We start from the raw sequence: 13473 nt of genomic DNA on the forward strand, positions 1-13473 counted from the left end.
CAGGACCTCCTGGCCAGCCTCGACGGAGCTCCCGATCCCGGTGTCGCACAAGCCTGGGAGACGGAGATCCTGCGGCGCCTGGACCAAGTAGACGACGGGACGGCCAAGCTGATCGATCGGGAGGAACTAGGCCGCCGGATACGCACCCGCATAGCCGGTATTTGATGCGATCGGTCAAGGTTCTCGAGGCCGCCGCCGCTGAGGCAGCCGAAGCTGCATCCTGGTACGAACGCCAACGTCCCGGACTCGGCGTAGCGTTCCAACAGGCAGTTGACGCGATGCTCGATCTTTTGGAAGACGAGATCGCTCCTTGCATCCGTCCCAGGCACCGCTGGAAAACGGGGAGTAAAACGTCTCGTACTCAAACGGTTTCCCTTTTCTGTAATCGTTCGTGAACAGGGCTCCGAGTTTCTCGTGATCGCCTTCGCTCACCATTCGAGACGTCCGGGATACCGGCGCGACCGGCTTATCACATGAGCAGGCGCCTACTGTGCCTGCATGGTGCTGAGATGAATCGCAGGCTCAAATCGACTGATCTCTTAACGTGAAACGATAATCGGGAGGATCGATTCGAGCCTGGCCCCGTTGTCCGATCCGTCCAAATACGCGATAGGGGGATTGTAGGCAATCATCGGAATCTCCCGAAACAGACCTTCAACGAGCATCATTAGTGAGGGATTTTGTGGTACGTCGGTGAAGTATCCCCTCGCAATTTGACTGCTATCGCCTCATAAGTTTTCCTGTCTGCGAAGCCATTCCGAGTTATCGACGGCTACACGCGATAGTCCCGTAGCGAAGTGATGGGCTATCCGTTGAGCGAATTCCGCCTTCAACTCCCCCACCCACCGGTATCGTGTTCCGTCTACGGCGGTAAAGAAGAAAGCTCCGTCGTTATCTTTCTCCGCGGTGACTGCTCCACCAACTTTTTCCGGTGCGAATCGCACCAGAGACCACTCGGATGCCTGGGTGCCAACACTGACGCGCCGATAGGTCTCCGGCGATGTGCGTATGACGAGCTGGATTGTTTTCTCCTTCGGGTCCGTCAATGGCAATAGCAGGAATGCGTTCTCTCCCGTCAACCGTGCGCTGTCGCACCTGGGCCTCATGCAAAGAAAGAATTTCTCATCATCCTTGTCGTTATCTCTCCGCAGAACCGTTCCCAAATGGAGTATGGGAGGAGGTGCATTGAAGACCGTACGAAAGTTGAACATCCAGGTTAATTGACGATCCAACTCCTCCGTCGAATCTTGCTTACGTGCAAATCCTGACGACAGACACTTGAAGTCTTTCTCACCAAGAAAGTTATTTTTCTTCAGCCCCTCGCTCAAAAGAGTAACGGTCCGGTCAAATGAGAGCTTCTTATTCTCTCCGAATGTGAATTCGGCATTCGCTCCGGCTGTCCGTTTCAGCCACTCCTTGATCGCGTCAATCCCTGCCGGATTATCCGTTGCCGCGGCATCATCCATGATGGCGTGTAATTCACCGGCGATTTGATTCACGATGTGTCGTTGTGAGTCTTCGGGGGCCGAAAGGCACGCCCTATGCGCGAGGAATGCCGCATCCAGCGATGACTGAAATCGATCCAGAACCCTATGGGCATTGTCACGGACGGCCGCTAAGGACGAGAGCGCGATGCTCGGAAGCAGGCCTGTTGTCATATCGCCGAAGTCGCCGATGAGGGACTGCGGGACATCCGCCTCCGGGATCGACCTGTCCTTCAGATCCGGCGCCAACCGTGTGTCGGACTTTGCGTAGATGACGATGTGACAATGCCGATACGAGAGCACAACACCCCGATCATCAGGCTTGAACGTCCATTCTTGTTTTCTCATCTCGCGCTCGACCATTTGTCCGATGGCAGCGATGTCTTGCTCTCCCGTGTAGATGGCAACCAGCCGCAACCGCTCTCCCGCATCGGCCTCGATAAGCTTGCTCAGGATGGATAGTGCCCGTTCCCCGTTGTCATGGTTCAATTGCCAGTCGAGCACGACAATGTCGGCCCGCTTTGCGGCGGGGGCTATGGTTTTGTCCGATTCGGTATCCGGTCGGGGCGCTATGACGGCACATATCAGCCCACGCTCGGCAAACGCGTCCACAAGCACCCGCGCATCGAGACTGTGACGGCGATCATTCGCTTCCGGCTCGTCGATTGCCTCCGCCGGACGAGCCGATGTGTATCGATCCGGTTTCCTGAGCTGCGTAGGCGGTGGGGAGGGATCCTCATAATGCGCCTGATCATCGACGATTACGGCGGTTAGCAGAAAACGCTCGGCGATCTGCGTACAGCGTTGCGGAAAATTATTCACGGTTGCTTCCATCCTCATCGTCCAAGTCGACGGGCCGGATGACGAAGGTCGCCCCTTTCGCAGCCATCCCTTCCGCCAGCACCAAATCGTAGCCGACTCTACGGAGCGCTTCGCGGGATATATGCAATCCCATTCCACGACCACCCGGCTTTCTTGTGAATCCGAACTCGAAGATCGCTTCTCGGTCCCTTGTATTCACCCCCGGACCGGAATCGGAGATCAGGAAGGCCCCGTCCGCCGCATCGAGCTCGATCCGTCGCTCTTGGGCGAGATTTTGTTGTGATAGCCAATAGACCGCGTTGTCGACAAGATTTACGAACACCGGATAGAAGGAAGAGGGGTAGCCCTTGATGCGTGCCCTGGAAAAGGCATCCGTCCGCACCAGGGAAACATCGTGACGCGCGAATCGCTCTTGAAACAGATCGGCAAGAAAATCGTGTATCTCGGAACCGTGAATGTCGACCGCTTTGCGATAGAGCCTTCTCTGCAGCGGCGTAAAAAGCGTCAAATACCCATCCAGGTGGTCGAAGCTGGCCCGGATATTACGGTATAGCCCTGCGAGGTCTTCATTGATGTCGGCCCAGCCCTTCAGCCTTCTCAGGTTATTGCGAAGTGAACGAATCGTGGCATTGAATTCGTGGTTAATGATCTCGACCGCCATCCCGAGCTGCGCCAATTGAAGATCGGCCTCGGCCTCCTCTTCGAGGTACTGATTACGTTGCTCGATGGCCACCAGCTGGTCGAGGGCGGATGTCTCGCCGGTCAGATCGATAGCCTCCAGCTGCGCAAGAATCGATTCCAGGAAAGTCGACCTTTCTTCCGTTACCTTGATGATTCGCGATTCCAGCGCGTCACGGGTTCCGACAAAATCCTCGTCCGACAGACGGGACACATCCGTGCGCTGAAACTCGCTCATGACCGCGCGTAATTCCGTGTCCACCTCGTTGATACATGCGCTTGCGACGCCTCGCACCTCCGTGGCAACTCTGTCCGCTTTCCGCTTCGCGTTTGTTGCCCCATCCTTCGTATTCCGCTTGGCTTGTTGCGCCAGTTCCTCCAGCACTGCCTCCGCTCGGAGCCTTCGGTCAATCGCTATGCGGGCCTTTGCGGCCTCATCGCCAACAATGTCCTCGATCAACTCACGCGTGCGCCGGAAAACGTTCTCCGTCAGATCGGAAAACGCCGCGGTGTAGTCGCCCCACTCTTTCTGCATCGCTTTGCTTAAAGCGATTCTCGGGCGCGGAATCTTGTAGCGGGATTCGAGATTTTGTAGCTCGGTTCGGGCATGTTGCTCAACCCGAATGATCTCCTCCGCGGCTTGTTGGGGATCGGCAATTTGGCATGCCTGCTTGAGCTTTTCGGAAACGTCCCGGGTCAGTCGGAGCGATTCCTCTTGCGGGGCATTCGACGATACGCGCTCGAAGAAATCTCTCAGACCATCCGCAAGCGTGGCTTTCTTCTTTGATACCTGTTGCTCCCGCCGTCTACGATCGAGTTCCATCTTTTCCAGTTCCGCTTTTTGTTCCTCAAACCTATCGCTGTACGTACCTTCTTTGCGGAAAAAGTCGGCGGCGACCTGTAGAAAGAAGTTCTTTAAGATGCTCTTGAACTGACGATAGGCCCTATTCTCCCGGAATCCCTCTCGCCCGGCCTTCTCACTGAGTTGGTGATTATTCCGATGGTCAATCTCGACGACCCCGAACATCTTGCGGTGAGAGAAGTAATAGTAATAGGCACTCTTTGTCCTTTGGAACTCGATATCCAGCCAGTCGTAGTCGGTATTGCCATAGGGCAGAATGCGTACTCCGTCACGATAGATGTATAGACCCCCAATCTTCCCCATCTTTTGCGACATAAGCGCAAAGTCTTCGGGGGGGAGCGTGGAGTGTTTGCTTAGTCCTTCAATTGCTGCAAAGCTGATAGTGAAGGGGCCACAGTCCGTCGGGTTCCCTTTGGCACCACGCCACGGAATCACATGATCGTCCACGGCGTCACCGTATATTGATACCCTGCCTTTGAATTGACCGAACTCGTCGAAACGCCCCATCACCTGATGGTCCGCGTTCCGGAATTCATCCGGCATAAAGAACTCGCCCTCGGCGATGAGATCCTTCGCCGATTCTTCGGTCTTGTGGTCGCGGAATGCGGCCCGGATAACAGGACGCGAGTGCTCCGGCGTCATCGTGTTCGTGAAGCCCAACAGGGCCTTTGTCAGCGGCGTCGCTTTATCGACCTCTGGCTCGCCGTCTATGTCCGCGGGAAGAAGATCGGAGCTCGGTGAGATGATGAAGTGAGTGCCGGCCCCCGTACCCCGTAGCGTCGGATCGCCGAGATAAAAGTCGATGTCTCGGGGATCGACATCGAACCGCTCGATTTCGCCGATAAGACGAGAGTAGGACTCCTTTCCTATTGGCATTTTCAGCCGTTCAACGTTCTCACGAAATTCCCTGACTATCTCTGAGACGTCTCCGTGTGAGGGCAATTCTCCGCCCGGAAAACTGTGAATAGGGACCTCGATATCTTCGAGGTCGATGCCGGGACACTCGAAAAGTCTCCAGTTCATGAATGCCACGGTAAGGTCGGAGAGAGACTCATCCCGCTTGGCGCGAGTCAGGACGAGCACCTGCGGTCCGATGGTTGCGATTGCGAGACGACCGATCCCCTTCTCCCCCAGCATCGGCCGCTGCTTCTTGGACGGATCGTGCGGCGGCGGGGCAATCCCGGCGGCATTGAGCTTGCTCTCCGTTCCGATGGTTAGCCACCGACCGATGAATTCCTCTTCGGTCATGCCCATACCGTCATCGCGCAACACGAAGAGGCCGTCGGTCCGGTAGTAGTCGATCTCGACGCGATCGGCGTAGGCGTCGTGGGCGTTCTTGAACAGCTCGCTGATCGCCGTGGGAATTCCGGCGATCTGCTGCCGTCCCAGCATGTCCAGCGTGCGAGCGCGGGTCTTGAAGGTAGCCATCTTATGCCCGTGGTCACGTGTCCTTCAGGTGCTCGATGACATGCTGCCCGATGATGGTTGCAAGGCGGACGGGCACGGCATTGCCGATCTGCCGAGCCATGGACCCGAGGTTTCCCTCAAAGCGGAAATCCCGCGGAAAGGTTTGCAGGCAGGCCGCTTCCCGCACACTGATCGCCCGGTCTTGATCGGGATGTCCGAAACGGCCGTTGGAGTAACTGATGCACCGCGTCGTCAGCCCGGAGGCAGGCCGGTCCCATGCCATGCGGCCATACACATCGCTGTAACCGGGGGTGTTTCGATGACAGTCGAGACGTAGTGGTTCCGGCCAGTCTCGATGATCGCCATCTTCCGGTGTGGCCCGTATTCTTTCCAGGTTGCGTTCCGATAGGGCGGCGGCACGGTGGTTGGGAACGGTCGCGTGTTCTTCGCCCGCAGCAATGGGCGGGAGATCCCCAATCCAATTCCTCACCGTCTCGTATTGAGGATTTTCCGTTCCGGGTCCGTTCGTTTTCGGGGGGAGCTCGATCGGTCCATGGCGGCTTGCCAGGAGCAACAGTCGGCAGCGGCTTTGAGGAACGCCGTATTTCATCAACGATACCGGCTCGTAGGCAACGTGATACCCGGCGGCTCCAAGGCGCTGAAGGAATCCCCCGAACGGTTGGGTTCGACGGTCCAGTTTCTGAAGTCCGGGTACGTTCTCGACGAACACGATGTCCGGTTCGCATTCGGTGACGATGCGGGCGAAACGGGAAAGGAGTGGTACGCGAGCGTCTTCTTCCCGCTCAGGTCGTCTAGTGTTCTGTTTCGTGAACGGCTGGCAGGGTGCGCATCCGCAGAACAGGACCGGGTTCGGTTGTTGTTCAGCTACGAGTGAGCGAAGGTCTCGGATCGACACTCGGCGGATATCCGCAAGCTCGAAGTGAGTGGAAGGAAAGTTGAGTTGGAACGTCTTTTGCGAGTCAGGGTCCCAGTCAAGGCCGAATACGATTTCCATCCCGGCATCACGGAAACCGCAACTCGCTCCGCCACATCCGGAAAAAAAGTCGAATACCTTGATCTTCACGGTCTTACGCTCTTGAGCCGTTATCTCCGTCAAGAAAACGGGATATCTTTGCCGTAAGTTGCTCGCGATCGATCGTTTCGCACTCCCATACCACCAACACCCTCCAGCCGGCCCTCCTTAGCGCGGCGGCATTCTCTTGATCCCGTTGCAGGTTCCGTGAGAGTTTCCCGTTCCAGAAGGCGCTGTTCGTTGCAGGGCGTTTGGCCTTGGGACACCGCTCGTGTCCATGCCAAAAGCAACCGTGCACAAAAATTACTTTCCGGTAGCGAGAAAACACGATATCGGGCCTACCCGGCAAGTCCCTTCGATGCAACCGGAAACGATAGCCAAGCCCATGGGCTACGCGCCGTACGATAAGCTCCGGCTTGGTTCCCGTTGCACGTACGCGCGCCATGATCTCGCTACGCTTCCTATTATCGTATATATCAGCCATTTGGTTGGCTCAGGGACAATATGTTAAGTTTGTGTGTTAGGGGCTTCCTCCGTCGCGTAGTAAATTCCCTTGGCGAATCATAACCGGTCGACTCAAGGTTCGGATACGGCTCCGTTTCATAGTCGGCAAGCCTTGCCCCTACTCTGGAAACCACTCCTGATTCAGGACCTCGCTCGGCTCCCAAGGGCAGGTCTCTGGAAAATCGGAGAGGCTGGCCTCTTTGTCCACTTGCGCCGTGGCATCGTCCCATACCCCCGCATCCGTCGTCGGCTCAGCCTTTCTCCTCCGGCAGCGGCCGCTGGCGCACCTGTTCTCTGTCCCCGGTGGTGAATTTGCCTTCCAGTTTTATGCCGCTCGCAATCAACCGGGCAACGTATTCGGCAATCTCCAATGGTGAAGCGGGGAGAAAGCGTAAGTACAAGACGCCGGCAGGTACCGGTAGACGACGGCGAAAGACCAATTCACCGTAATCCCTGTCGAAGGTGACGATGATACGCCTTTCGACATGAGCGATTTGCATCACTGCTTCGTCCCGAATACCCGGTGAGCGTTCCGTAATCGAAACCATATCGAAACCCACTTCTCGCAAGGCCAGCACATCGGCTAACGGGATATTCTCATTGGCCAACAGGCGCATCAGGCTGCGCCGCTCATGAGCGGACAGATGGTTTCTTCCCGCATCACCTCGGCGGTAAAGGCGAAAACCGCCTGCAATGCCTCATGGGACAACTGCGGGTAGTTTTCCAGAATTTGCGCTTCACTCCAGCCCTCCGCCAGCAGGCTCAGCAGAAAATCCACGGACAGACGTGTGCCCTTGACGATAGGCTTGCCCGCGAGAACGGCGGGATCAGTATGGATGTGGTCATGCCAGCTCATCGGTTTAGCCCTTAGAGGCTGTCTAAAAGGGAAAGAACACAGTCTCGCTCCGCAAGCGCGTCGAGAAGTTCGACAGCAATCCTGTGTTTTTCACCGGTATCGCAGTCGATGGCATAAACGAGGATATTGGTGTCTAGGGACCAGCGTTCGGCGGCCATTGATTTCGCTCGTGGATCTCGTCGCGGGCGACACGGATACCACCCAAGCGGTAGCCCTTGGTTAAACGGGTGCGCAGACGCTCACGAGCCGCGGCCTTTTCCGGGGTCAGCTCGGGCCGTTCGCTGATTCCGGCTAGCTTGGCTATCGGGGCTCCGCGTCGTGTGATTACGACTTCGTCACCCTGTTCGACGTGCGCGAGATAGCGCGAAAGGTGTTGATTCGCTTCTCGAACCGATATTTGTAGCTGCATTGAGGTCACCTGATGTAGGAGGTCCTACAAATACGATAAGAATAGCGATAACTCCCAATCCATGAAAGTCTGGTACCCCACGGCAAAGCGAGCCTCACCCCTATTCCGGGAACCACTCCTGATCCGGGACCTCGCTCGCGTCCCAAGAGTAGGTCTCCAGGAAATCGGAGCAGCCCGTCTCTCCATATGACCAGCCTCCGCCTGTTCGCCCCGGCTACCGTACCTGTTCACCCATCCGCGGCTTGGTATCTCGCCGACCTGGGCAAATTTCGGGGCATGCAGACCTTGTATACCCGCCAGTCGCCCCAGCGATTAGAGGCGCTGCGGGCGCATGCCCTGATCGAGAGCGCGGTCTCGTCCAACCGCATCGAAGGGGTGTCGGTGGCGCCGGGGCGGCTGCGCAAGCTATGGGCAGCACCCAGGCCTCTTGTTCCGTGATCGGGACGAGGAGGAGATCCGCGATTATCTGATGCCTTGACCTGGATTCACGAGGAAGCGGAGAGGATTCCGCTGGATGAGATCACGGTTATGCGCCTGCACACAATAGCCCGTGGAGAGATTTGGGATGCCGGGCGTTACCAGGAGAAGGACGCCGACATCCTCGAACGCTATCCGGACGGACGGGAGCGGGTGCGTTTTCGGACGGTGCCGGCAGCAGAGACCCCCGAGCACATGGCATTGCTCCTGGCGGACTGGCAGCGCTGTCTCGACGAGGCCTGGGTGCATCCCTTGATCGCGCTGGCTGCTTTCAACCTGGATTTTCTGTGCATCCACCCCTTCCGCGATGGCAATGGACGGGGGTCGCGCCTGCTATGGTTGCTACAGAGCTACCGGCTTGGATATGACGTGGGCCGCTTCGTGAGCCTGGAGCGGTTGGTGGAGCAGAACCAGGAACGCTATTACGAGACCCTGGAGCAGAGCTCCCAGGGTTGGCACGAGGGCGAAAACGATTAAGCTCCCAGATCCATACTGCCGGATCTCCGTCAACGTCTTCCTCGATGTTCGTGTCAAGAAGGATTCGGGGATAGCAGGGACAGACCCTGGGGTATTCCCACAAAGTAGCTTTGGGCTTGAACCAACGCATTTGCGGCCATCGCCACTTCCTCTTTGTTGAAATTCTTAACGTATGGTGCTTGTCATCGCTGTTTTCCCGACATCGGCTCTTCACTATGGCCACCACGTACTATAGCCCCAAAGCTTGGACAGCGAAAAGACCACCGGCGCGGCTTCGTTGGGCCTTCCCTTGGAAAATGGGTAGTGCCTTACATTATTTGAGGCAATTGACATGCTTCGTGAAGCACCGGCGATGACAGTTCGCCGGAAGGTAGTGGTAAATCTTTAGAATGGTAGAGGATAGGTCCGGTTGACATTTCGTAGGATGGGCAAAGCCGGCGCCCGGCCAGCCGGGCTCGCGGCGGCGGTCATTCCACGGCGGCTTGCAGGCCGCGACGGCTGGGGAGGATGCCCCCGGCGCGGCGTGCCCATCACCCGCTGATGGGCACGCTTCGCCGGCTTGGTGTCCTGACCAGGCGCCGCGGCTCGGAGCGTTCGGCACCGGACCGTAGGGCGGGAGCAGCCAGGGATGGCGCATCCCGCCGATGATTCCGGCGGGATGCGCTGCACTTTCCCGCCCTACGGGCTCTCCGAGACACTCCGCGGCGCGGAGTTTCCGCGTTCCCACGCGGCGCGTGGGAACGAGAGAACGACCGATATTTCGTTTCGAGATAAATATAGGTCAGGAGGGCCGGAACGCCACGGAGGGCGTTCCCTACGACCACCAAAATCCGCGTCATTCCCCGGTAGGGAACGGCCTCTGTGCCGTTCCGTAGCTTCTGTGCCGTTCCGAAGAATTTGCCCCCAGTCGGTCTGAGGCGAAACCTCGTTAGGGGTTTTTGGCGTGCAGCAGGAACATGGAGATCATCGCCGAACCCCTGTCAGGAAATGATTTTTAGTTTTGGCAGACGCCGCATGAGATCCGCACGCTGCTTTCGCGTCACTCGCGTTCCCCTGAGGTCGAGTGATTGCAGATTAGAGCAAGCGCCTAGATCGCTCACATCGCTCACCTGCGTTCTCCCAAGATCGAGTGATTGCAGATTAGAGCAGGCACCCAAGGCGCTCAGGTCGCTCACCTGCGTTCTCCCAAGATCGAGCGATTGCAGATTGGCGCAGGTACCCAGGGCGCTCACGTCCCTCACTTGCGTTTCCCTGAGGTCGAGCGATTGCAGCTTGGCGCAGGCGCCCAGGGCACTCAGGTCGCTCACTCGCGTTCCCCTGAGGTCGAGTGATTGCAGATTAGAGCAGGCACCCAAGGCGCTCAGGTCGCTCACCTGCGTTCCGCTGAGGTCGAGCGATTGCAGCTTGGCGCAGGTACCCAGGGCACTCAGGTCCCTCACTTGCGTTTCCCTGAGGTCGAGCGATTGCAGCTTGGCGCAGGCGCCCAGATCACTCACGTCCCTCACTGGCGTTCCCCCGAGGTCGAGCGATTGCAGATTAGAGCAGACGCCCAGGGTACTCAGGTCGCTCACTTTCGTTTCGCTGAGGTCGAGCGATTGCAGATTAGAGCAGGCGCCCAGGGGGCTCAGGTCGCTCACCTGCGTCCACTGGAGGTCGAGCGATTGCAGATTGACACAGGCGCCCAGGGGGCTCAGGTCGCTCACTCGCGTCCACTGGAGGTTGAGCGATTGCAGCTTGGCGCAGGCGCCCAGCATGCTGATATCCGAAAGGCCAGGCACCGACGAGAAGCCGATCTTAGTCATTCGCTCAAATGTGGATTTGACATAGGCATTGGGATCGTGAGCAACCTCGTAGGCGGCGATAATCTGCCGCTGCACGCCGGCGCGCTCATCGTCGAGATAGGGGCCAAGGGCGTCGTAGGCCGGTTCCGTACCGATCAGGGTGAGGGCACGAATGCTGGCGGCGGCTTGATCGACCGTCATCGAGCGGGGATCGGTCAGGTGGGGCACGGCCAGGTCGCCGGCTGCCGCCAATTCCCTTGCGTCCGTCAGATCCCGTGGCGGCAGAATCTGTTCGATCCGCTCCCCGATCTGCTGCTCAATCTCGGAGTCTGCATCCTGGGTGGCGACCAGGACCTCGAGACCGGCCACCGCAACCAGGTAGAGCGCGTGCCGGTCCTTTGGCTCGCGATCGCCGCGGGCGAGCAATCCCTGGAGCAGGGATTCGGCCCGCTTCGGCGGCAGCAGGCCCGTAGCCAGAATGACGACTTCTCGCCACTGGACGTCCTGTGCATTCTGCACCAGCAGGTCCAGGTCCTCTTCTTCGATCGCCCCCTTGGCGGCCAGGTACTCCTGGAAGGTACGGTGGGGAAAATCGATCTTCCGGTGGGCCAGCTCGCGGATGATCCCGATCCGGTGCAGGAAGAGCCGCATAACGTCTTCCCCCGTTCCTGGCTTGTCGCCACGCAAACGCTGGTAGGCCCGTCCGAATCGGTTGACGGCCTCCTCCGGCGTTGCCGTCGTCTTCCCGTTGCGGATCATCCACCAGGCGAAGTCCTGAAGCAGGCTCCCCTTTTGCCGATCCGAGAGGTCCAGGTAATCGGTCGCAGGGACCTCCCGCTCTTCGTCGCGCCGGAAGAACATGTCGATGCAGGAGCGATAGAGCTGGATGCGGTCGGAGGGGAGGTTCTTGACCCGCTGCCGGTGCAGCGCGCACAACAGGGCGCACAACAGGGGACTGGTCGCCAGGCGATAGATGGCGGCGTTCTTACCGAGCTTGGCCTTCAGGGAATCGGTCAGCGCCAGGACCTTCGCTTTTTCTTCTTCGTCGGGCATGCCCTGGGCCACCGCTCGGTGCCAATGCGCGATGAAGGCGTGGATGTCGCTGCGGGCCATGTCCTGGAGCTCGGCGTCGACGAATTCGTCGGCGTCGAGCCAACCCTCCTTGGCGGCATGGGGGCGGGATGTGACCACATAGCGGGCGTTCGGAAATACGCCGATCAGGTCGCGCAGCCAGGCGCGGACCTCTTGTCGCTGTCTTGCGGACGCCTCATCGAGCCCGTCGACCAGGACCAGGGCCTTGCCGGACTTGAGCCGGTCGTGGACCCAATTGGCTGGGGCCGAACCGCCGAGGGCGCGCGATGCCTCGTGCGGAAACGCTTTGGGCCTGGGGAGAGGGGTCTCGGAGAAGTGGCGCAGCTTGATCAGGAAGGGCACGCACTCGTTGCAGGGCTCCAGGTTGCCGTCCAGACGCCGCGCGGCGGCGAAGACCGCGAACCATTGCAGCAGGGTCGTCTTGCCCGAGCCAGCCGGGCCGCGGATGAACAGCCGCCGATGGGCGGCGAGGGCCCGATCGGCCGGGACCGAGTCGCGGATCTGCTCGGAACCAGGGCCGGAGCCGGACCCGGAGCGAAAATGGGGGCGCTCGATCATGAGGGTGACGTAGGCGATGCTGAGGTTGTAGCGCTTGTTGGTCTCCTGCAGGTCGACACCGAAGAGCTCGAGCTGGTCGTATCTGCGGACGCAGGCGTTGCGGTAATCGCCTTCGAAGGCGTCCGCTTGATCGACGACGACGCGGTTGATGCCGGCGACGACCTGCTGCGCCATATCGCCGACACGCCGGAGCAGCTCGGCGTTTACCCGTTCCTCGAAGCGCGGGAAGTGCGAGGCCATATCGACGATGAGCTGGGAGGCGTGGGAAAGGATGCGGCGGTAGATCCGCTGTTCGGCCGCCGCGAAGAGGTGGTTGTCCGGGTCGCGTCCGGCCAGTGCCGGGTTGCCGCCAGCGGCGCCGGTGCGGCTCAGGAAATACTCGACCAGGGCGTCGTCGTCGAGGTCGTGCGCGACCAGTATCTTGGCATCGATGGGGGTATGCGCCAGGGTCTCGGCGGCGGCGTTGGCGATTATGCCCAGGCGCTCCTCCGCGATGTCGCCGGCCTCCTGGCGCAGGACCTTGTGGATGCTGTCACCCGCCAGATCGCGGATCTTCTGGTCGAACAGGGTCTCGGTATCGTTCCGTCTGAGCAGATCGGGGATCTTCTTGATCAGCAGCCCGCTCAGCTCCCCGGCGCCCGCTCCGATTGTGGCGTCGGCGATCTCCTGGTCCTTGAGCCACAGCTTGAGGGTCGCTTTGGCGACGGCGGTACCGATGCCTATGATCAGGGTTTCAAGTAGAGTCATGGCGGTGCTCGCGAGTCCTGGGTGAGAATTCCGGGGACAGGATACTTGATCGTCGAGCATTAAGAGGCTGTCTAAATAATGTAGGTTGGGCCAAGCCGCCAAGGATGGCCGCGTGCCCAACACAATTGGGCACGGATGCGGCCAAGGTGGTGTATCTTTTATACACCCTTTTAAAATCAATGTATTAGTTTTTAGGGTAATGGCTAATGATAAGTGATAACATGACCAGCGGTACTGGCTACTATGTCCCCTCTCCCGCCGGGAGAGGGGTTGGGGAGAGGGGATC

The 13473-nt window shown here is 58.9% G+C and carries 12 protein-coding genes and 1 pseudogene; 4 read left to right on the top strand and 9 right to left on the bottom strand.

Annotated features, from left to right (window positions below; translation table 11 throughout):
- Positions 1 to 9 precede the first annotated feature (9 nt).
- Positions 10 to 165: an addiction module protein gene (locus BQ17_RS09125; protein ID WP_089726366.1), complete on the top strand. Its 156-nt coding sequence runs from the start codon at positions 10 to 12 to the stop codon at positions 163 to 165.
- Positions 166 to 728: 563 nt separating this feature from the next.
- On the opposite strand, the gene BQ17_RS09135 is transcribed toward BQ17_RS09125, so the two are convergent.
- The 8 genes and pseudogenes from BQ17_RS09135 to BQ17_RS09165 form a co-directional block, all read right to left on the bottom strand.
- Positions 729 to 2318 carry a response regulator receiver domain gene (locus BQ17_RS09135; protein ID WP_141699195.1) on the bottom strand — a complete coding sequence of 530 codons (1590 nt, stop codon included), beginning with the start codon at positions 2316 to 2318 and terminating at the stop codon, positions 729 to 731.
- Positions 2299 to 5274: an ATP-binding protein gene (locus tag BQ17_RS09140; RefSeq protein ID WP_089726352.1), complete on the bottom strand. Its 2976-nt coding sequence runs from the start codon at positions 5272 to 5274 to the stop codon at positions 2299 to 2301. The genes BQ17_RS09135 and BQ17_RS09140 overlap by 20 nt, the downstream gene beginning before the upstream one ends.
- A gap of 13 nt (positions 5275 to 5287) precedes the next feature.
- Positions 5288 to 6337: a DNA cytosine methyltransferase gene (locus BQ17_RS09145; protein ID WP_089726353.1), complete on the bottom strand. Its 1050-nt coding sequence runs from the start codon at positions 6335 to 6337 to the stop codon at positions 5288 to 5290.
- Positions 6338 to 6341: 4 nt separating this feature from the next.
- Positions 6342 to 6770 carry a very short patch repair endonuclease gene (locus BQ17_RS24090; protein ID WP_089726354.1) on the bottom strand — a complete coding sequence of 143 codons (429 nt, stop codon included), beginning with the start codon at positions 6768 to 6770 and terminating at the stop codon, positions 6342 to 6344.
- 138 nt (positions 6771 to 6908) lie between these two features.
- Positions 6909 to 7013, bottom strand: a pseudogene (locus BQ17_RS20575) (DUF29 domain-containing protein); the annotation flags it as partial.
- A gap of 28 nt (positions 7014 to 7041) precedes the next feature.
- A complete protein-coding gene (locus BQ17_RS09155; RefSeq protein WP_089726355.1) occupies positions 7042 to 7407 on the bottom strand; it encodes a DUF5615 family PIN-like protein in 366 nt (121 codons plus the stop codon).
- Positions 7407 to 7646 (bottom strand): DUF433 domain-containing protein, encoded by a 240-nt coding sequence (locus BQ17_RS09160; RefSeq protein WP_089726359.1) that lies wholly within the window; start codon positions 7644 to 7646, stop codon positions 7407 to 7409. The genes BQ17_RS09155 and BQ17_RS09160 overlap by 1 nt, the downstream gene beginning before the upstream one ends.
- A gap of 133 nt (positions 7647 to 7779) precedes the next feature.
- The gene (locus tag BQ17_RS09165) at positions 7780 to 8055 is read right to left on the bottom strand and encodes a type II toxin-antitoxin system Phd/YefM family antitoxin (RefSeq protein ID WP_089726361.1); all 276 of its coding nucleotides are present in this window, start codon (positions 8053 to 8055) and stop codon (positions 7780 to 7782) included.
- A gap of 186 nt (positions 8056 to 8241) precedes the next feature.
- On the opposite strand from BQ17_RS09165, the gene BQ17_RS22525 reads away from it, so the two are divergent.
- The 3 genes from BQ17_RS22525 (at position 8242) to BQ17_RS23330 (ending at position 9550) form a co-directional block, all read left to right on the top strand.
- Positions 8242 to 8493, top strand: coding sequence for a hypothetical protein (locus BQ17_RS22525; protein ID WP_218068191.1), 252 nt, complete (start codon positions 8242 to 8244; stop codon positions 8491 to 8493).
- Positions 8494 to 8529: 36 nt separating this feature from the next.
- Positions 8530 to 9009: a Fic family protein gene (locus BQ17_RS22530; RefSeq protein WP_218068192.1), complete on the top strand. Its 480-nt coding sequence runs from the start codon at positions 8530 to 8532 to the stop codon at positions 9007 to 9009.
- 409 nt (positions 9010 to 9418) lie between these two features.
- Complete coding sequence (locus BQ17_RS23330; protein WP_256091533.1) at positions 9419 to 9550, top strand: hypothetical protein; 132 nt, start codon at positions 9419 to 9421, stop codon at positions 9548 to 9550.
- Positions 9551 to 9989: 439 nt separating this feature from the next.
- On the opposite strand, the gene BQ17_RS09175 is transcribed toward BQ17_RS23330, so the two are convergent.
- Positions 9990 to 13187: an NACHT domain-containing protein gene (locus BQ17_RS09175; RefSeq protein ID WP_176722359.1), complete on the bottom strand. Its 3198-nt coding sequence runs from the start codon at positions 13185 to 13187 to the stop codon at positions 9990 to 9992.
- Positions 13188 to 13473 lie beyond the last annotated feature (286 nt).

The sequence above is a fragment of the Candidatus Thiosymbion oneisti genome (assembly GCF_900092655.1).
Lineage (GTDB): Bacteria > Pseudomonadota > Gammaproteobacteria > Chromatiales > Chromatiaceae > Thiosymbion > Thiosymbion oneisti.

What these genes read in the sequence shown, in the direction of transcription:
- BQ17_RS24090 (WP_089726354.1), bottom strand. Translation starts at nt 6,770, where the DNA reads ATGGCTGATATATACGATAATAGGAAGCGTAGCGAGATCATGGCGCGC.
- BQ17_RS09175 (WP_176722359.1), bottom strand. Translation starts at nt 13,187, where the DNA reads ATGACTCTACTTGAAACCCTGATCATAGGCATCGGTACCGCCGTCGCC.
- BQ17_RS09135 (WP_141699195.1), bottom strand. Translation starts at nt 2,318, where the DNA reads ATGGAAGCAACCGTGAATAATTTTCCGCAACGCTGTACGCAGATCGCC.
- BQ17_RS22525 (WP_218068191.1), top strand. Translation starts at nt 8,242, where the DNA reads ATGACCAGCCTCCGCCTGTTCGCCCCGGCTACCGTACCTGTTCACCCA.
- BQ17_RS09140 (WP_089726352.1), bottom strand. Translation starts at nt 5,274, where the DNA reads ATGGCTACCTTCAAGACCCGCGCTCGCACGCTGGACATGCTGGGACGG.
- BQ17_RS09155 (WP_089726355.1), bottom strand. Translation starts at nt 7,407, where the DNA reads ATGCGCCTGTTGGCCAATGAGAATATCCCGTTAGCCGATGTGCTGGCC.
- BQ17_RS09165 (WP_089726361.1), bottom strand. Translation starts at nt 8,055, where the DNA reads ATGCAGCTACAAATATCGGTTCGAGAAGCGAATCAACACCTTTCGCGC.
- BQ17_RS09160 (WP_089726359.1), bottom strand. Translation starts at nt 7,646, where the DNA reads ATGAGCTGGCATGACCACATCCATACTGATCCCGCCGTTCTCGCGGGC.